The organism is Ruminococcus sp., from assembly GCF_024691275.1.
Classification (GTDB): domain Bacteria; phylum Bacillota; class Clostridia; order Oscillospirales; family Ruminococcaceae; genus Ruminococcus.
Genome location: NZ_JAILNU010000040.1, coordinates 24,450 through 44,549 on the forward strand (window position 1 = coordinate 24,450; position 20,100 = coordinate 44,549).

The 20,100-nt window shown below is 45.6% G+C and carries 17 protein-coding genes; 8 read left to right on the forward strand and 9 right to left on the reverse strand.

Annotated features, from left to right (window positions below; genetic code table 11):
- Positions 1-4: 4 nt before the first annotated feature.
- The 6 genes from K6G33_RS04955 (at position 5) to K6G33_RS04980 (ending at position 6,872) form a co-directional block, all read left to right on the forward strand.
- Positions 5-667, forward strand: coding sequence for a response regulator transcription factor (locus K6G33_RS04955; RefSeq protein ID WP_296776911.1), 663 nt, complete (start codon positions 5-7; stop codon positions 665-667).
- The gene (locus K6G33_RS04960) at positions 664-1,677 is read left to right on the forward strand and encodes a sensor histidine kinase (protein WP_296776912.1); all 1,014 of its coding nucleotides are present in this window, start codon (positions 664-666) and stop codon (positions 1,675-1,677) included. The genes K6G33_RS04955 and K6G33_RS04960 overlap by 4 nt, the downstream gene beginning before the upstream one ends.
- 181 nt (positions 1,678-1,858) lie before the next feature.
- Complete coding sequence (locus K6G33_RS04965) at positions 1,859-2,086, forward strand: hypothetical protein (RefSeq protein WP_296776915.1); 228 nt, start codon at positions 1,859-1,861, stop codon at positions 2,084-2,086.
- 12 nt (positions 2,087-2,098) lie between these two features.
- Positions 2,099-2,863 (forward strand): ABC transporter ATP-binding protein, encoded by a 765-nt coding sequence (locus tag K6G33_RS04970; protein WP_296776918.1) that lies wholly within the window; start codon positions 2,099-2,101, stop codon positions 2,861-2,863.
- Positions 2,853-4,895 (forward strand): FtsX-like permease family protein, encoded by a 2,043-nt coding sequence (locus K6G33_RS04975; protein ID WP_296776919.1) that lies wholly within the window; start codon positions 2,853-2,855, stop codon positions 4,893-4,895. Before K6G33_RS04970 ends, K6G33_RS04975 begins: the two co-directional genes overlap by 11 nt.
- Before the next feature lie 258 nt (positions 4,896-5,153).
- On the forward strand, positions 5,154-6,872 hold the full coding sequence (locus tag K6G33_RS04980) for a SulP family inorganic anion transporter (protein ID WP_296776921.1): 1,719 nt from the start codon (positions 5,154-5,156) through the stop codon (positions 6,870-6,872).
- A gap of 622 nt (positions 6,873-7,494) precedes the next feature.
- On the opposite strand, the gene K6G33_RS04985 is transcribed toward K6G33_RS04980, so the two are convergent.
- Positions 7,495-8,916, reverse strand: a complete 1,422-nt coding sequence (locus K6G33_RS04985) for a sodium:alanine symporter family protein (RefSeq protein WP_296776922.1) — start codon at positions 8,914-8,916, stop codon at positions 7,495-7,497.
- A 216-nt stretch (positions 8,917-9,132) separates the two neighbouring features.
- The gene (locus K6G33_RS04990) at positions 9,133-10,041 is read right to left on the reverse strand and encodes an amino acid ABC transporter substrate-binding protein (RefSeq protein WP_296776924.1); all 909 of its coding nucleotides are present in this window, start codon (positions 10,039-10,041) and stop codon (positions 9,133-9,135) included.
- 353 nt (positions 10,042-10,394) lie between these two features.
- On the opposite strand from K6G33_RS04990, the gene K6G33_RS04995 reads away from it, so the two are divergent.
- Positions 10,395-11,999: an ABC-F family ATP-binding cassette domain-containing protein gene (locus K6G33_RS04995; RefSeq protein WP_296776925.1), complete on the forward strand. Its 1,605-nt coding sequence runs from the start codon at positions 10,395-10,397 to the stop codon at positions 11,997-11,999.
- 320 nt (positions 12,000-12,319) lie between these two features.
- Here K6G33_RS04995 and K6G33_RS05000 read toward each other — a convergent pair whose 3' ends face one another.
- The 5 genes from K6G33_RS05000 to K6G33_RS05020 all read right to left on the reverse strand — a co-directional run bounded on the left by K6G33_RS05000 (position 12,320) and on the right by K6G33_RS05020 (position 15,240).
- A complete protein-coding gene (locus tag K6G33_RS05000) occupies positions 12,320-13,045 on the reverse strand; it encodes a hypothetical protein (protein ID WP_296776927.1) in 726 nt (241 codons plus the stop codon).
- A gap of 13 nt (positions 13,046-13,058) precedes the next feature.
- The gene (locus K6G33_RS05005; protein WP_296776928.1) at positions 13,059-13,772 is read right to left on the reverse strand and encodes an NAD-dependent protein deacylase; all 714 of its coding nucleotides are present in this window, start codon (positions 13,770-13,772) and stop codon (positions 13,059-13,061) included.
- Positions 13,773-13,776: 4 nt separating this feature from the next.
- Positions 13,777-14,172, reverse strand: coding sequence for a secondary thiamine-phosphate synthase enzyme YjbQ (locus K6G33_RS05010; RefSeq protein WP_296776931.1), 396 nt, complete (start codon positions 14,170-14,172; stop codon positions 13,777-13,779).
- A gap of 76 nt (positions 14,173-14,248) precedes the next feature.
- On the reverse strand, positions 14,249-14,884 hold the full coding sequence (gene nth, locus K6G33_RS05015; protein ID WP_173448970.1) for an endonuclease III: 636 nt from the start codon (positions 14,882-14,884) through the stop codon (positions 14,249-14,251).
- Complete coding sequence (locus K6G33_RS05020) at positions 14,881-15,240, reverse strand: hypothetical protein (protein ID WP_296776934.1); 360 nt, start codon at positions 15,238-15,240, stop codon at positions 14,881-14,883. Before K6G33_RS05020 ends, nth begins: the two co-directional genes overlap by 4 nt.
- Positions 15,241-15,579: 339 nt before the next feature.
- Between K6G33_RS05020 and K6G33_RS05025 the strand changes: the two genes are divergently transcribed.
- Entirely contained in the window at positions 15,580-17,826 is a 2,247-nt protein-coding gene (locus K6G33_RS05025) for a glycosyl hydrolase (RefSeq protein WP_296776937.1), read from the forward strand.
- 41 nt (positions 17,827-17,867) lie between these two features.
- On the opposite strand, the gene K6G33_RS05030 is transcribed toward K6G33_RS05025, so the two are convergent.
- Positions 17,868-18,461, reverse strand: coding sequence for an AAA family ATPase (locus K6G33_RS05030; RefSeq protein WP_296776940.1), 594 nt, complete (start codon positions 18,459-18,461; stop codon positions 17,868-17,870).
- Positions 18,462-18,534: 73 nt separating this feature from the next.
- Positions 18,535-19,887, reverse strand: a complete 1,353-nt coding sequence (locus K6G33_RS05035) for an SLC13 family permease (protein WP_296776941.1) — start codon at positions 19,885-19,887, stop codon at positions 18,535-18,537.
- Between the last annotated feature and the right edge of the window lie 213 nt (positions 19,888-20,100).

Sequence of the window (20,100 nt, forward strand, 5' to 3'; positions counted from 1 at the left end):
CATCATGAGTAAAATATATATTGTAGAAGATGACAGATCAATACGCGAGGAGCTTGCGGAGCTTCTGCGCAATTCGGGCTATGAGACTGACTGTCTTACCGACTTTTCCGATTCAGCGGCTCAGGTGCTCGCTGCCCGTGCTGACCTGATACTTATGGATATAAATATCCCGAACCTCAACGGCGAGCAGCTGCTGAAAGAGATACGCAGGGAGACTGATACTCCCGTGATAATGGTCACGAGCCGAACCTCCGAGACTGATGAGGTGCTTTCAATGAGTTACGGAGCTGATGACTATATCACCAAGCCCTATAATCCGACTATACTGCTGCTGAGGATATCGGCAGTGCTGAAACGTTCCGCGGGAACAGCTTCCGTCCAGACCTATAGCGGCTTGCAGGTGAACGATGCAAAGGGAACCCTTTCTGACGGAAGCAGGGAAATGACTCTTACGAAGAATGAGATGATAATATTCAGGTTCATGCTGGACAGAAAAGGCATGATAGTTACCCGCGATGAGCTTATGACGGCGCTCTGGGACAACGATGAATTCGTGAACGATAATGCTCTCACCGTAAATATAAGCCGCCTGCGTTCAAAGCTTGCGGAGCTGGACTGCGGAGATGCTATCGAAACGAGAAAGAAACAGGGGTACATATTGAAATGAGGATCATTGATTATATCAAAGACAGATGTTGGTTCTATCTTACAGCCGCCATATCTTTCGGAATGATGCTGCTGTTTCTGACAGCTTATTGTGTCAGCGTTCAGCTCATAGGCTGTATAAGCGTTATATATCTGCTTTTCATAATAATCGAGGAGCTGATAGGATTTTTCCGCAAGAGGGATTTTTACAGCGAACTTTCAGAGAAGCTGGAAGTTCTCGATAAGAAATACCTTATACATGAGATGCTTCAGAAACCGCCGTTTCTGGAAGGAGAGCTTGCGTATGATGCACTTTGCGAAGCCAACAAGTCTATGTGTGAGTGTGTAGCCGAATACAGGCGAAGCTTCACGGATTTTCGCGAGTTCATAGAGCTATGGGTGCATGAGGTGAAGCTCCCCGTAGCGAGCCTTCAGCTCATGGCGCACAATCACAAAGACGAGCTGGGTGATAAATTCATGGAGCAGCTGCGGCGTATAGACGGATATACAGATCAGGTGCTGTACTATGCGCGTTCGGAGAATGCGGAGAAGGATTACATCATTAAGCCCGTATCTTTAAAACGAGCAGTTGCAAATGCTGCCCTGAAAAACCGCGAGGATATACAGCTTGCAGGGGCTTGCATAGAAACAGAGGGACTTGACGTAAACGTGATGACCGACGGAAAGTGGCTGGAATTCATACTGGGACAGTTTACAGCGAACAGCCTGAAATATAAGTCGCCCGACCGTGAGCTTGCGATAAAGGTATCTGCGGAGGATATGCCTGACAAGGTGCTGCTGCATTTCCGCGATAACGGCATAGGGATCCACGAGAGAGATCTTCCGCGTGTGTTCGAGAAGAGCTTTACAGGCGATAACGGCCGCTCCTATGCTAAATCAACAGGCATGGGACTTTATATCGTAAAGAGCCTTTGCGAGCGCCTCGGACACAGTATATCCGTAAGTTCGGAGCAGGGGAGCTTCACAGAGCTGACCATAGCCTTTGCAAAAAATGATTATTATTTGAATTGATACAGGCGGAGAATATCAGCCCTTTAGCCATTAGCTGTCAGCGTAGATAACAATATATTTCCGAACATTACAGAATTGTAATGTTATGTAATGTTAAAATTACGACAATACCACCCTATCGGTATATAATAAGATCATGGAAACGGGAACAGCTCCCGTAAATACGAAAGGAAATGATCTTATGAAAAAATTTGCTTCACTTGCTGTCAGAACATTCATCATCGTAAGCACTATCTGCATAATACCTCTTACAGTATTGACCTGCTATGAGATATTCCGTGACAAGACATTGCTCACACCTATGATAGATACACCGTTCGTGCTTTCAACGATATTAACATCAGCCATCGTTTCACTCGAATGTTACATGAAGAAACACGAAACAAAAGATATCATTTCTATAGATTAAGGAGGAACGAAAATGTCATTACTCAAATTAGAACACGTTGAAAAGTATTACGGAAACAAATCCAGTCTTACAAAGGCTGTAAACGATATCTCGTTTTCGGTCGATAAAGGCGAGTTCACAGCTATAATGGGCGCTTCGGGAAGCGGCAAGACCACTCTGCTCAACTGCATATCAACTATCGACCGCGTAACAGCGGGCAGCATTGTTCTCGGAGATACCGATATTACCAAACTCAAGGGCAAGGAGCTGAACAAGTTCCGCCGTGAAAAGCTGGGCTTTATTTTTCAGGATTTCAACCTCATGGACACTCTTACGGCTTACGAGAATATCGCACTTGCGCTGTCTATCCAGAAGTGCTCTGCAAAAGATATCGACAAGGCTGTAAAGAACGTTGCGGAGCAGCTCGGTATCACAGAGGTGCTCGGCAAATATCCCTACCAGATGTCAGGCGGTCAGAAGCAGAGAGTAGCATCTGCAAGAGCAATAGTTACCGACCCGAGCCTTGTGCTCGCAGACGAGCCTACAGGCGCTCTTGATTCAAAGTCGGCGAAGATGCTCCTTGAACGCTTTAACTATCTCAATCACGAAAAAGATGCTACTATTATAATGGTAACACACGATTCCTTTACTGCAAGCTATGCTTCGAGAGTGATCTTTATCAAGGACGGTAAGATATTCAACGAGATCAACCGCGGCGGTGACAGCAGAAAGCAGTTTTTTGACAAGATAATTGATGTGGTTACACTTCTGGGAGGTGACATGAGCGATGCTCTTTAAGATATCCCTCAGCAATATCCGCAAGAGTATAAAGGACTATGCGGTGTACTTCTTTACTCTTATTATCGGAGTTGCGGTGTTCTATGTATTCAATGCCATTGAGACTCAGACTGCATTTATGGCAGTAACAGAGGATAAGCGAGAGATAATAGATGTACTTACAAAGGCTATTTCCGCAGTAAGCGTGTTCGTAGCGATAGTTCTCGGACTTCTTATCGTATATGCAAGCCGCTTCCTTATGAAGCGCAGGAACAAGGAGTTCGCGCTGTACATGATGCTCGGCATGAGCAAATGGAGGATATCGGCGCTTCTCCTCTGCGAGACCGTTATCATCGGCGTAGGTTCACTCGTTGTGGGACTTCTTATAGGTGTGGGCTTATCGCAGGTAATGAGCGCAGTAGTTGCCAACCTCTTTGAAGCCGATATGACCAACTACAAATTTATGGTATCTAACGCCTCTATAGTCAAAACCATTCTTTATTTCGGCATTATGTACATTGTTGTAATGCTGAGGAGCGGATTCGTTATCAGCAAATGCAGGCTCATAACCCTTATGAATTCGGGCAAGCGTTCCGAGAAGATAGCAATGAAGAATCCTTGGGTATGCATGATAGTATTCCTTCTTTCCGCAGCTGTTCTCGGCTATGCGTACTATATGGTAGGCTGGAATCAGGCAGATCTCGACGAGGAAAAGATAGTTATTGCCATTGCAATGGGCGCAGTATCAACATTTTTCATATTCTGGTCGGTTGCAGGTATGCTCCTTAGAGTTGTGATGTCCGCAAAGGGCGTATACCACCACGGGCTTAACAGCTTCACCTTCCGACAGATAAGCAGCAAGGTAAACACTACAGTTGCTTCCATGACAGTCATCTGTCTCATGCTTTTCCTGACGATATGCACTCTTTCCACGGCTTTCGTTATCAGAAATTCCATGAATTCTCAGGTAGAGGAATACTTCCCTGTGGATTTTTGTATGGAAGCAGAGAATCAGGACGATAACAATGATCCTTTATATACAGATATAGATGATTGTTTTGGCGATGATAAGGAAAGCCTGTATAATTTAATGGGAGATCATCATAAGTTCCACATCTATACAGATGCGGATCTGACTTTTGTAAAATCTCTTGGTGACAAATATGAAGAATTAAAGAAAGAGATCCCTGAAGTTGGCTGGCTGGAATATCGCTTGAGAATGGTAAAACTCAGTGACTACAATGCGCTTATGAAGCTCTTCGGCAGAAAAAGTATCGACCTTGCCGAAAATGAGTACGCAGTATGTGCTACGTATAATACTATCGTAAATGTATATAATAAGCTGCTTCCTAAGAATAATGAGATAACAGCTTTCGGAAATACACTCGTTCCTAAGTATAAAAAGTGTATCGACAGTTTTGTGTGTCCTACAGGAATGGCTGATAGCTTTGATACCATAATAGTTCCTGACAGTGTTATCAATGAATCAGGTGCAGGTGGAGAAATTATCGTCGGAAACTATAAAGCATCTGACAAGAAGGGCATTGAAAGTGCAGAAAAGGCATTGAAGGAAATATGGCAGAAAAAAATGTACGGAAGAGAAAGCAGTATACGCGGTATGCACTGCTTGGATACACGTCAGGAGGCGGCTGATAATGCCATAGGTGTAAGCGCTCTTGTGACATTCCTCGGACTTTATATCGGTTTTGTATTCCTTGTTTCATGCGGAGCTATCCTCGCGCTGAAGGAACTTTCCGAGAGCGCGGACAGTATCCCGAGATATACCATGCTCCGTAAGCTTGGCGTAGAGGAGAGCGAGATAACAAAGTCGGTATTCCGTCAGTCGGGAATATTCTTCCTGCTTCCGCTGCTGCTTGCTTGTCTCCACGCATATTTTGGAATGAGACTTGGTAAATTCGTACTTGATATGCTCGTGAGCGGAAGCTTCATAAAGCCTATGTTCTTTACAGCAGCAGTTGTTGTGCTGATATACGGCGGATACTTCCTGCTGACATTCCTCGGCAGCAAGGCAATAGTTAAAGAACAGAAATAAGTTTTTATGATATAGTTTTAAGGGCTGATATTTATTATCAGCCCTTAGTTTATGTATGGAAGGCAAACAATGTTCGCATCTGCATGGACAAAGGCTAAATAAAAATGCTGAATGATTTCTCCACCGTTGACGGGAATATATATAAACCGACAAAATTTTTCTCCCTGTTGAAAATCTCTTGAAAACCGCTATTTTAAGTAGTATAATAGAAACGTTGTGTGTCTTTTATAGAGATTTTTACAGAAAGAGGTTATGTAAATGGCTGAAAAAGCAGTTAAACCAACGGAAGAAAAGCTCAAACCGAAGCTTTTCTCGGTAATGAAGAATTACAGCAAAGAGCAGCTCATCAAGGACATTATCGCGGGTATCATCGTTGCTATCATTGCACTTCCGCTGTCTATCGCTCTTGCCCTGGCATCAGGCGTTGGCCCTGAGCAGGGACTTTATACTGCGATAATTGCAGGGTTCATCGTTTCCTTCCTCGGCGGAAGCCGTGTGCAGATCGCAGGTCCTACTGCGGCATTTGCTACCACGGTTGCGGGCATAGTTGCAAGCGAGGGCATGGACGGACTGGCTATATCGGCTATAATGGCAGGTATCCTTCTTATAATCATGGGATTCTGCCGATTCGGAGCTCTTATCAAATATATCCCGGGTACTATAACCACGGGCTTTACCTTTGGTATCGCCGTGACTATTCTCCTCGGACAGGTCAAGGACTTCCTCGGCCTTACATATGATAAGGCTGTTATGAAAGAAGCTCTTGGTTTTGATTCACCTATCGAGACAGTCGAAAAGGTTAGAGCGATAGGATACTTTATTGATACCATCAACTGGCAGGCGGTAATGATTGGCGGTGTATCGCTTATTATACTTATCCTTTGGCCAAAAAAGCTGGAAAAGATACCTGCTTCTCTCATAGCTGTTATCGTATGTTCAGCTATAGTTAAGTTCAGCGGATTGAAAGTAAATACTATAGGCGACCTCTATCAGATATCGAATTCACTTCCTAAGTTCACAATGCCTGAGGTTACTTTTACAAGAGTAAGAGCACTTATCCCGAATGCGTTCACCATTGCAGTACTTGCAGCTGTTGAGTCGCTGCTCTCATGCGTTGTTGCCGATGGTATGGTGGGTTCAAAGCACCGCTCGAATATGGAGCTCATCGCACAGGGTACAGCTAATATCGGTTCTGCATTCTTCGGCGGTATCCCTGCTACAGGAGCTATCGCACGTACAGCTGCTAACGTTAAGAACGGCGGACGTACACCTATATCAGGTATGGTACATTCAGTAGTTCTTGTTGTTATACTTGTACTGCTCATGCCTTATGCATCACTTATCCCGATGCCTACTATCGCAGCGATACTCTTTATCGTAGCATATAATATGTGCGGCTGGAGAAACATCAGAAATACGGTCAAGACTGCACCTAAGAGCGATATCGCAGTACTTTTCGTAACGCTGATACTCACAGTAGTGTTCGACCTTGTTGTTGCGATCGGCGTAGGCATGGTAATGGCAGCACTTCTCTTCATGAAGCGTATGGCTGACGTTACAGAAGCTCATGCATGGGTAGACGTGGACGATGAAGATACCGATCCTGATAATATCCTCCTCAAGAAGATACCTCAGAATACAAGAGTATTCGAGATCAACGGTCCTATGTTCTTTGCAGCGACTGATAAATACAAGTACGTGCTCAGCGACGAGAATATCGACGTTCTCTGTATAAGAATGAGAAATGTTCCTGCTATAGATGCTACCGGCGTTGAAGCTCTTATGCGTATCGTAAAGCGCTGTGAGCGCCACAACGTGAAGGTAGTGTTCTCTCATGTTAACGAGCAGCCTATGAAGGTAATGACCAAGGCAGGATTTATCGAGAAGGTCGGCAGGGAGAATTTCTGCGATCATATAGATACTGCACTTATCAGGGCAGAAAATATAGAAAAAGAGATATTATCAAAAAGAGCATAACAGGATAATGGTAAAAAAGCGAACGTAAAGTTCGCTTTTTTTCTGTATATTTTACACTTTATCTGCAAAAATTGAGTTGAAAAACGAGGAGAAGATGTGGTATTATATTTACCAGAGAAAGGTCCTTTCAAAACTTTCTCTGAAGGAAGCATTATTTGCTTTCTCTGAAGCCTGCGAGGGCTTAAATAAATCATCCTCATTGAACCGATACCGAAGTTTCAGTGTTCTTCGGTGTCGGGATTTTTTTATCTTTTGCAGCGTAACGAGCTGAGCCCGCGTGTGCTTGATCTGAACCAACTTGTAGGGGACATTCTCACCTTTTGGTTCGGTCGGTGTTTCTGCTTTGCAGAGGTGTCCACTGGACACCCACACCGTCCTCGACGTCACGTCAATTACACAATATTTAACATGGTATAAAATGTAGGGGCGGATATTATCCGCCCATTTTTTGTTCATGATTATATTGGCAAATGACATTGTTGTACTGTAATTTGTGGACGCCCAAAGGGCATCCCTACAAATTGTGCTGATGTCCACATAAGTCTTACCAACTTCGCTGATTTCCTGCTCCACGCAAATAATAATCCCCCGAAGCATTTCTAAATGCTTCGGGGGATATGTGTTAATCCTGTATCTTTCCTGCTTTAAGTCTTGCAAGGAAGTCCTTAGTCTCAGCCGAGACAACTCCCGAAAGGAGTATGAGTGCGATGACGTTCGGAAGAGCCATAAGTCCGTTGAAAATATCCGCGAGCATCCATACAGCCTTTACCGTGAGGTATGGACCTATGAATACAGCAGCGATATATAGCCATTTATAAGCGCTTCTTACGACTTTTTTCGAGCCTGTCAGATAAGACAGACAGCGCTCGGAATAATAGTTCCAGCCAAGAATCGTAGTGAATGCGAATACTGCAAGGCATACCATAAGTATGAATGACGATACCCTCTCAGGGAACGGCAGTCCGTAGTTGAAAGCGTCGGTGGTTATAGAAACGCCTTCAAGAACCTTTTCGTGGCTTCCTGCCATGACGATGGAGAGACCTGTCATGGTACATACGATGATAGTGTCGATGAAAGTGCCTGTCATGGTAACGAGTCCCTGTCTTGCAGGCTCGCTGGTCTTAGCGGCAGCTGCTGCGATAGGTGCAGAGCCAAGACCTGCTTCGTTTGAGAAGATACCTCTTGCAACGCCGTTCCTCATGGAGAGAATGATGACGGAAGTTCCTGCGATACCACCTGCAATAGGTCTCAGACCGAAAGCTCCCTTGATTATCTCGGATACAGCGTTCGGAATCTCTGTAACGTGACAGCAGATTATAATGAGACAGCAGCCTATATAAGTGACGATCATTGCAGGGACGATGATCTCGGATATCTTTGCGATACGCTTGATACCGCCGATAATGATGAGAGCTGCGAGGACAGTGATTATTGCACCTGCGATAACAGTGGTAAGTGTATGTTCCATACCAAGAATAGATATGGTGTGTTCGGATTTTGGATCAAAGAAGTTGTTTGCAGCCGATGTAATGCCGTTTATCTGGGTGATAGTTCCGATGCCCATAAGACCTGCAAGAAGTCCGAATACAGCGAACATTTTGCCGAGCCATTTCCAGCGTTTGCCGAGACCGTTCTCAATGTAGTAGAAAGGACCGCCGAGGATATCGCCGTTTTCGTCCTTTATCCTGTACTTTACAGCGAGAAGTCCTTCTGCGTACTTTGTAGCCATGCCAAAGAAAGCAGCGACCTCCATCCAGAGCAGAGCTCCCGCACCGCCTGCTGCGACGGCAGTAGCGACACCGACGATATTGCCTGTTCCGACTGTAGCTGAAAGAGCTGTACACAGGGCTGAGAAGCTGGAAACCTCGCCGCTGTCCGAATCCTCATTTTTCAGCATATATTTGAGTGCTTTGCCGAGCTTTCTTACCTGAACGAAGCCCAGCCTTACAGTGAGCAGGATACCGCAGGCGATTATGAGTATTATCAGCGGCAATCCCCAGACGTAATCGTCGATAGTGGAAATAATGTCGTTGATTTTTTCCATAGACGCATCTCCTTGGTTGTTAAATTTTTCTCAATCTCACCAATTATACCATATATATGGGGGATAAGTCAAGTGAAAAAAGCGATGATTCAGTGGAAAATCAAATAATAATATTATTACAAAGGAAGTGTGCTTTTTGCTTATCAGATAAACAAAAAGGGAGCACCTTGCAAGTGAAGGTGCTCCCTGAAATAAATATTCGGTTTAAGAATAAAATCACTTAACAGTAGTAACGTCGCTTCCGAACCACTTTGTTGAGATCTCTCCGAGCTTTCCGTCAGCCTTCATCTCGCTGAGAGTCTTCTGGACTTCGTCGCGGAGTGTCTGATCTTCTTTTCTGAATCCGATAGCGTACTCCTCAGCTTCGAGGTTGCCGTTGAGTATCACGTAGTCCTTATTGTTTGAAGTGATAAAGTAGTTTGCAACTACTGAATCAAGGAATACAGCGTCAGAGAAGCCAAGCTCCATCTGGTTAAGAGCTGTAACGTTGTCTTCGAGAGGTGACTCTGTGATATCCTTGTAGAGGTCGGCAGCTTCGAGTATCTCCTGAGCAGTAGAACCTGTCTGAACGCCGATGGTCTTGCCCTTGAGGTCGTCCATGGACTTGATATCGCTTTTTGCGGGTACAACGAATATCATCTCGTTCTTCATGTAAGGCTCTGAGAGGTTCATTGCCTCAGCTCTTGCAGGATTTATCGACATACCGTTCCAGATGCAGTCGATCTTGCCCACATTGAGGTCTTCTTCCTTTGTATCCCAGTTGATAGGCTGCTTGATGAGCTCAACGCCTAATCTGTCGCATACTTCCTGAGCAACGTCGATATCAAAGCCTATGATCTCATTGCTCTCGTCTGTGAAGCCCATAGGAGGGAAGCTTGCATCGAGACCGAGAACCAGCTTCTTCTCGTCGAGTACCTTCTGGAGGGAGTTGTCCTCAGCTGAAGCATCTGTACCGGCTGCGGTAGATGTTTCATCGGAAGCAGCTGTTGTTGTAGCTTCTGTAGCAGACTCCTTTGACTCGGAAGTTGTCGAAGTGTTGTTCGGATCAGAGCAGCCTGCCATAGCGGACATCATTGCAACAGAGGCAATACCTGCCAAAAGGCTTCTGAACACATTTCTTTTCATTTGGATTTCCTCGCTTTCAGAATTAAAACATTAATGATACACATATCATAGCACATTTGACCCGTAGTGTAAAGACCGTGGAAATGGTTTTGGAACATCATATAAATAATTGCAGAGTTGTCACTGTAATTTGGCGATTATTTGTGAAAAAAGTCCGTTGTGAGCTATATATGGCGTTTTCTCCTTTACAATGCGTATCATATGTGGTATAATTGACATTGCGTGATTAAAGCCGTCAGCCATCAGTAAGCGGCTTCGCTGCCCCTGCAATGGGCTAACGTTTAATGGCTGATAGCTAACGGCGCAAAACATATTTTTGCGGATCTGAATTATGATTTGCGAAAGGAGAAAATATGATAACTGTAAGTAATGTAAGTGTTCAGTTTGGCGGCTCAACACTTTTTAAAAATGTAAATCTTAAATTCACGAATGGTAACTGCTACGGCGTTATCGGTGCAAACGGCGCAGGAAAGTCCACTTTCCTCCGTGTGCTCTGCGGCGAGCTTGAACCTGCTTCGGGCGAGGTGGTAATGCCCAAGGAGGAGCGCCTCAGCGTTCTCAAACAGGATCACTTTGCATACGACGAGTATACAGTTCTTGATACTGTAATAATGGGAAATGCCCGTCTTTATGAGATAATGCAGGAAAAAGACGCTCTTTACGCAAAAGAGGACTTCTCCGAGGAGGACGGCGTAAAGGCTTCCGAGCTGGAAGGCGAGTTTGCCGAGCTCAACGGCTGGGAGGCTGAATCCGACGCATCAAAGCTCATACAGGGTCTGGGACTTTCCGAGGACATACTCTATACTCAGATGTCTATGCTTTCGGGTAATGAAAAGGTAAAGGTGCTTCTTGCACAGGCACTTTTCGGCAATCCTGATATAATACTTCTTGACGAGCCTACAAACCACCTTGATATTGACGCAGTGCGCTGGCTGGAAGAATTCCTTTCAGAGTACTTCGGTACGGTAATTGTCGTATCCCATGACAGACACTTCCTCAATAACGTCTGCACACACATTGTTGATATCGACTACAACAAGATAAAGATGTACGTAGGTAACTATGAGTTCTGGTACGAGTCCAGCCAGCTCATACAGCGCATGATAAAGCAGCAGAACAAGAAGAACGAGGAGAAGATAAAGGAACTCAAGGACTTTATCGCCCGTTTCTCAGCAAACAAGTCCAAGTCGAATCAGGCTACATCACGCCGAAAGCTCATCGAGAAGCTCACTGTTGAGGAGCTCCCTGCATCGAGCAGAAGATACCCGTTCATCGGATTTGATATGGACAGGGATCTGGGCAAGGACATTCTTCAGGTCGATGGCATTTCAAAGACTGTTGACGGCGTGAAGCTCCTTGACAATGTAAGCTTTACCCTCGGAAGAAACGATAAGGTAGCTTTTGTCGGTGAGAGCGAGCAGGCTATCACAATGCTGTTCAAGATACTCATGGAGGAGGAACAGCCCGACAGCGGAAGCTTCAAATGGGGCGTATCCGTAACTACTTCGTATATGCCTGTTGATAACTCAGAGTACTTCAACGGCTGCGAGTTGTCGATACTGGACTGGATCAGACAGTATTCTGTAAAGGACGAGACTGAGACCTATCTCCGCGGCTTCCTCGGACGAATGCTGTTCTCGGGCGATGACGTATACAAGCCTGTAAATGTACTTTCAGGAGGCGAGAAGGTGAGATGTATGTTCTCACGCATGATGCTTTTCGGCTCTAATGTTCTTGTGCTTGACCGTCCGACCAACCACCTTGACCTCGAAAGCATAACCGCTGTAAACAACAGCCTTATCAACTTCAAGGGAGTTGTTCTACTTGCATCTCACGACCACGAGATCATGCAGACCACTGCAAACCGTATAATCGAGATACTTCCCGAAGGCTGTCTGGACAGACAGGGAACCTATGAGGAGTTCATTGAATTCAAGAAGGCAAACGGACTTCTCTGATATAAGTTTGGTTCAGTGATTTGAGCCGATTTGACCGCAGTCACGTTGTCGCTTGTTTCGTTTGCTTGCGGTTCAAAAATGTTGGTATAGAATATGAACGGGATTCCAAAGGGACTGTGTTCCTTTGGCAGCGCCTCTGGTCGCTGTTCACAGTTTTCAGAGAACAGCGAAACAATACGAAGGCGCTTCGCAAAGGGTGAATTAAAAAACAGTCCAGTGGACTGTTTTTTAGAGGGAACGCCTTGCAAGTGAAGGCGTTCCCTAATGGAACTGAGTTTTTTGATAGACTGAAGCCGAAGCGATAAGCTTCGGCTTTTTGCTTATTCTGATTTATAAGGCAGGAGATATTTCGTGCAAAGGTCGCGCCACTGCATATATTCGGGCAGGGAATGTACCTGCTCGATGGCAGCATTTGCCTCCTTATCCTGCACTGTGCTTATGTAACCCTGAGTATTTACGTATGATCGGTACATTTCATCGTTGATTATCAGGTCGATGAAAATGTATTCGTTCTCGACATAGTCGTGGACTGCCTCCTCCTGAGTTTTCTGAACATTGCAGGCGCTGAAGGGGTCAGCGTTTGAGATATGCTCGGAGATGGCAGACAGCTTTTCATCGTTCAGGCTGTCGAAGTCATAGGTTTCTCCGAACAGCATAAAATCGTCGTTCTTTGTTTCGGACAGATACGCAGCGAGCCAGATATCGTCATCAAGCTGATAATTCTCCTCGAAAGTAGCGCTGTCCTTCCATAGTCGGTTGTGTTTGTCGATATTGCCTTCATTGTGCATATAAAATCCGCACCATACTCTGCCGTCTGATTCGATAAAAAAGTCTGATTTTGTGTAAGAGTTGATATTGTAGATCCTTTCACGATAGATGATACGGCTTTGACCGGAGCTGCTTGCCGGATTTTCTGAGAGAGCAGTATTTATGATCTCAGTAACACTTTCCGTCATGACCTCCTGTGAGCCGTCCGATGAATTGGTATCGGCTGCACAGCCCATGAGCATTAGTGTAGCTAAAGCGGCTGCTGTAAGTCGTTTCATGTTGTTGATCCTCCTAAATACGGGAGAAGACCTCTCCTATCCTGTCGCAAATGAGCAGATCTGCCTGTTTATCCATCTGGGTCGGAGCCATATTAATGATAACGAGATTATTGCCCCTGAAATAGCGGATAAGACCTGCTGCGGGGTAAACATTAAGTGAAGTGCCGCCGATAATGAGAGTATCAGCAGCGGCGATGGAGCTGACAGCACCGTTTACCGTATCGTCGTTGAGGGATTCCTCATAGAGAACGACATCGGGCTTGACGATACCGCCGCATTCGCATTTGGGTATGCCCTGAGAGTTGATGATATATTCAATATCGTGGAATTTTCCGCACTTTGAGCAGTAGTTGCGCAGTACGCTTCCGTGGAGCTCATACACTCTTTTGCTGCCTGCTGCCTGATGAAGACCGTCGATATTCTGAGTGACAACAGCCGAGAGCTTTCCCTGTTCTTCGAGCTGAGCAAGTTTCAGATGAGCTGCATTGGGCTTAGCGTCGAGACAAAGCATTTTAGCTCTGTAGAAGCGGTAGAATTCCTCCGTCTTGTGGACGAAGAATGTGTGGCTCAGGATAGTTTCGGGCGGATAGTCCCACTGCTGGTTGTACAGACCGTCCACGCTGCGAAAGTCGGGGATACCGCTTTCCGTTGAGACACCTGCGCCGCCGAAGAATACGATATTGCGGGAGTTTCTGACGATATCCGCAAGTTTTTCGATATTGTCCATAGTATCAGTCCCCCATAATCTTTACGAAGAATTTTCTTGTACGCGGGCCGTCGAACTCGCAGAAGTAGATATCCTGCCACGTACCGAGAAGGAGCTTTCCGCCGCTGATGATGATAGTTTCGCTTGCACCGACAGCAGAGGATTTGATATGGGCGTCCGAGTTGCCCTCAACGTGGCGGAACGTCTGCAAGTCAGGGAAGAAGCTGTCCATACCCTTGATGAAATCGGTCTGTACATCAGGGTCAGCGTTTTCATTTATAGTGATAGCTGCGGTTGTATGCGGACAAAAGACGATACATATACCCTCAAGTACGCCGCTTTCCTTTACAGCCTCACTGACCTCCCGCGTGATATCAACAAGACCTTCGGCGGGAGTACTAAGCTTGAAATTAAACAACATATATACAAAACTCCTTTCGTGAATTTGGTAGACTTTAGCCGCCAGCCTGTGGAGACGGCAAGATTTGGTATTGGATTCAATGCTTTGAATTATAGAATCTACAGAAATAATTCAGCGGACACTCTGTACACCTTGGCTTGCGGGCGTTGCAGATATCTCTGCCGAACTCTACTGTCCTGTGGCAGAAATCCGACGAGACTTCGGGCGGAATGAGCTTAACAAGGTCTTTTTCGACCTTTGCAGGCTCCTTGTTTTTAGTCAGCCCGAGGCGACCCGTTATGCGGATACAGTGGGTATCCGTGACCATAGCAGGCTTTCCGAAAACGTCTCCCAGCATAAGATTGGCAGTTTTCCTGCCGATCCCCGAGAGCGTGAGGAGCTCCTCCATAGTATCGGGAACTTCTCCGCCGAAGTCGTTTATAAGCTGCGAAGCCATTTCCTTCAGGCTTTTCGCCTTGTTATGATAGAAGCCGCAGGGCTTTACGTCCTGTTCGAGCTCCGAAATATCGGCATTTGCAAAAGCTTCAAGGGTGGGGTACTTTTTAAAGAGAGTCTCCGTGACAACGTTTACCCTCGCGTCGGTACACTGAGCGGCAAGTCTTGCAGCGAACATAAGCTCATAGGGCTTTGAATAATTCAGGCTGCAAGCAGCGTCGGGGTAGAGCTTTTCCAGCTCTTTCACGGCGAGTTCGGCAATTTCTTTTTTGGTCATGGGGAGTTCTCCTTGAATTTTTTCTGTTTTTCGAGTATGCTGTCGTAGACCTTATACATTTTCTGCACGGTATTTTCGAGGAAGTAGTAATGCTTTATGTAGAACATGAGCAGTACCAGTATGATAGTAACGAGTATCAGTGCAGGGATATTGCTCCTGAATATGGTGACAGCCATGAATATAGTCAGTACAAGCGCAAAAAGCATAGTCACGAGGAAGTGGACGATCCTTTCGTGCTGCATGAAAGCGATCTTGTCTTTGTGTTCAGCCATAATTTCGGCGAGTTCGTCAGCGTCGGAGCACTTTTCGATGCGCTGTTGTATATAGTTCATATAATTAGTAAGGTATTCCGTCATTGAACCACTCCTTCATGAACAAATTAGACTAATCTATAATAAAATTATACACCTTTTTAGCAAAACTGTCAATAGTTACAGGGCGAAAGGTCGCATATAAACGCTTATATTTAACTAAAGCCGAATTTAAGTGAAATTTAAGCTGAATTTGCGCTTTATGCTAAAAATATCACTATATCTATTGTGCACGTATACGAATTTTTTTGCAGAAATGCAAATATTTTGTGTTTCTTATTGATTTTAACTGAAATCATCGCTATAATTAAAGTGGATTCACCGCTCGGCGGTAAACTGGAAATGTTTGTAAATAAAATTTGCCATTTCAGGAGGATATTAAACATGGGAAAAAAATTATTCAAAAAGGCAGGAGCTGCGCTAATGTCAGCGGCTATGATGCTCAATGGCGTTGTCTACAGCTCGTCAACGGTAACTGCGGCAGACGCACCGCAGAAGATCGAGTTCGAGGACGCTAAGGTAACAGGTACTATCACTGTTGAGAAGGACGCTAACGCAAGCGGCGGTTCGGCACTGAAAATGACCGACAGCGGAAGCATCGAGCTCAAAGTGACTGTGGACAAAGCAGGTCCGTACAAGCTGACATTCTACGTGTTTGGCATAGGCAATGACAAACAGCAGAATCTCAGCATCAACGGCGTTTCACAGGGAGCACTCGGTATTCCCGAGGGCAGCGATTACAAGGCAGTCACCATCTCCTCGATAATGCTCAAAGAGGGCGAAAATACCATTACTATCGACAAATCATGGGGCTGGTCACAGTTCGATTATCTTGAAGTTGAAAGCATGGACAACCTTACTATAAAGGCTGCACAGACCACACCCTGCGACCAGCTGGCAACTGTTGAGACACAGAGCCTAATGGCTTACCTTGCCGAGAACTACGGCAAGCATATAATCTCAGGTCAGCAGGAGATATACAGCGGCGGCCCTCACGGACTTGAGACAGAGTTCGAGTACCTCAAGGAGACTACAGGTCACTATCCTGCTATCCGCGGCTTTGACTACGGTAATTTCTGCTGTCCGCTCTACGGCAGCGACGACGGCTCGACAGACCGTATCATCGACTGGGTAAAGAAAAAGGGCGGAATCGCAACCGCTTCATATCACATCAATGTTCCGAAGGATTTTGCTAACTATACTATCGGAACAAAATTGGATTGGTCACTTTCAACATATACTGCCAAGGAGACCGACTTCTCACCTTCAAAGGCTGCAACTCCCGGCACAAAGGAGAACGAGTATTACCTCTCCACACTGAAAACTCTTGCAAAGGAGTTCAACAAGCTCGAAGCTGAGGGTATCCCTGTTATCTGGAGACCTCTCCACGAAGCCGAGGGCGGCGGCGGAGAGACAGGCTCATGGTTCTGGTGGGGCAAAGAAGGCTCAAAAGCTTACAAAGACCTCTGGATATACACCTACAAGACCCTGACCAATGACCTTAACTGCCATAACCTTATCTGGGAGTGGAACAGCTACAACTTTGCTAATTCAACCAACTGGTATCCAGGCGATGCTTATGTTGATATAATCGGCTATGACAAGTACAATTGTACTGTATATCTTGAGGAGAACAACTGGCAGCCGTCACTCAGACACGATGACAGCGCTATCAGCTCTACGTTCTATGGACTTCTTGACAAGTATGACTGCAAGAAGATGGTAGCTATGGCTGAGAACGACTGCTTCTCAACAGTTGAGAACCTCACAGGCGAGAATGCAGGCTGGCTCTACTTCTGTACATGGTACGACGGCGGAAGCGATAACATCAACTTCCTCTCGAATCCGATTTTCAACACCAAGGAAGACACTATCGCAATGTATCAGAGCGAATACTGCATAACTCTCGATGAGCTCCCCAAAAACCTCTACAATAAGGAAGGTATAACACCTCCCGACCCTTCAAAGACAACAACTACTACCACGACGACTTCCGACCCGAATGTGACTACTACCACAGCAGCTTATAAGTTCGAGGTACAGAAGAAGTCGGTTACTATCCCTGCCAAGCCTGAAAATGCATTAGGCAAGCAGATGGTCATTGAGGTAACAGGTGCTCCGAGCGCATCTATCGGCGGCGCTGTCGGCTACGGCACAACTGCTGACGACTGGAAGAACATCAAGTGGAGCGGCAATGCTGACAAGGACGGAAAGCTGAAAGTAGTCGTTGATATAAGCGATATGCCTGACTCATTCAAGACCTGCGAGGTACAGGTATGGTGGTCGAATGTATGGAACGCTGCAACAGAAAAGTCTGTTGACAAGCCGTACAAGATAGAAAACTGCAAAGTTGAATACCTTATGGGCGGAGACGTTCTTGAAGCAACTATGTGGGGAGATGCAAACTGCGACGAAGACGTGAATATGGCTGACGTAGTTATGATAATGCAGTCTCTTGCAAATCCTGACAAGTACGGTGTGAGCGGTGATGACGAGCATCATATCACAGATCAGGGACTTGCCAATGCGGACGTTGATAAAACTCTGAAGGGCGTAACATCTAATGATGCATTAAAGATTCAGGAGTTCCTTCTCAGGAAGATAGAGACCCTTGATCCTTCTGCAAAGTAATAACAGAAAAGCTGCACATTATGTGCAGCTTTTCTTTATGATTATTCGCTCATTCTTGCTTTTATGTAATCTTCGAGCAGATCGACAGTACCGTCGATGCCAAGGCGTGAGCTGTTTACGCTGAGATCATAGAGTCTTGAATCGCCCCAGTGACCTTCACAGTGATAGTTGTGGTAGCGCTTTCTCTTGCGGTCCTTTTTATCAATAAAAGCCTTAGCCTTGTCCTCGGTGAGCTCGTAAACGTTCATGACACGCTTGACCTTTTCGCTCATATCGCCGAGAACGAACAGCGAAACAAGGCACTTGAAGTCGCGGAGCTTTGTTTCCGAGCAGCGTCCGACAACGACGAAGGATTCGCCGCTTGCCGCCTTTTCTCTCAGGAATTTGAACTGCATCTCGGCAATATTGTCCTCGATGGAGTTGCTGTAGCCGTTTACGCGGCGCGAGAGCAGGTGGTTCTTTGGCTTTTCGTTGTATTTTTCGATCTCTTCGGGAGTAAGTCCTGTTTTATTAGCGATCTCTGTGATGAGATGACGGTCGTAGATAGGTATATTGAAGCGATTAGCGAGAGCCTCTGCGATAACACGGCCGCCGCTTCCGAATTCACGACCTACAGAAATAATGACCTGTGACATACGTATTCCTCCTTTTGATGATATCCCATGATAATAGATTATAGCACATATTGGTTAAAAAATCAATATGTTATCAAAGATATCGTACAAACAGGTAAACTGTTGAAATAGCGAGAACTATAACTGTAGCAGGAGCGATCTTCTTGCAGTATCTGCCCCAGCCGATAGGATAGCCGTTTTTCTGAGCAACGGAAGTTCCCACAACGTTTGCGGACGCACCGATAGGAGTAGCGCTTCCGCCGATGTCGGTACCAATAGCAAGTGACCATGCGAGAGTTGATATCGGAACGCCCGAAGTCTCGGAAAGACTCTGAATGATCGGGACCATCGTAGCAGCGAACGGGATATTGTCCACGAAAGCGCTTGCGATAGCGGATACCCAAAGGATAATAGCGATCATGAGCTTGATGTTGCCGCCGCTGATATCGCCGATGAAGTTAGCGATGAGCTTGAGTATGCCTGTTTCTTCAAGACCGCTTACAACGATAAACAGACCGATGAAGAATACGAGTGTTTTATAGTCAACTTTTTTGAGAAGCGAGATAGCGTGTTTGCCAAAAGAGATAAGGGTGATAACTGCGATAAAAAGACCGATGGTCGCAACTGTGAGATGTGTTGTAGCGTGTGTAACGAGAAGTAATACAGCGAGTGCGAAGATGATACAGCTTATAGTGAAGTCTTTTTTGCTTGTGATAGCCTCAGAAGGCTTAGGGAACTTGCTCATATCCACGGGAGCGCTGCTGTTGCTTACGAGCTCCTTGCGGAAAGCGAAATACAGGAATATAACTGATACTACAAGGCAGATGCCTGCGCAGAGACCTGTATTTGTAAGAAAATCAAAGAATGAGAATCCCAGTGAAGTACCTACGATGATATTCGGCGGGTCTCCGCACATTGTAGCCGAGCCGCCAAGGTTTGCGCAGAATATCTCAGAGAGTATCATAGGAACGGGATTGAACTTGAGCAGTGAAGCAAGCTCGATAGTAACTGCTGCAAGGAACATGATAACGGTGATACTGTCGATGAACATTGAGAGAACTGCTGCCATTATCATGAAAGTGATGAATATAGGCACTGTCTTACACTTAACGAGATAAGCGATCTTCATGCAGAGCCAGCGGAAGAATCCGGCTTTCGCCATACCTTCTACCATGACCATCATGCCTGCGATGAAGATGATAGTTGCCCAGTTTATACCCTTGCTTTCGCTTTCAGTGACCTGATACCAGAAGTCCTTGGTAGCGAAGTTTTTGAAGGCAAGGGTGTCCATTATCGCCGTGCCTTTTCGCATACAAATGCCGAAAACGACTACGAGAGTCAGGATACCGCTGCCGAGAGTGACATAGTGCCTTTCGATCTTGTCGAGAACGATCATAACGAACATTCCGACGAAGATAACGACGGCAAAGATCTGTGCTGCTGTCATATTAACCTCCGAAAACAAGCGGAAAGGATCCGCGAAATAATTTACCCTATTAAATAGGTAAACACACCATTCCGAATTATAGCACAAACCATAGTCGAATTCAAGGCAATTTTTGTTTTTTTCATGGGAAAGCAAAAATTTGGACAAGCTGAGATAAATTGTCAAATAAGGTATGAATTTTTGTTGAGACTGTCGATGGGTATTGCAATATCA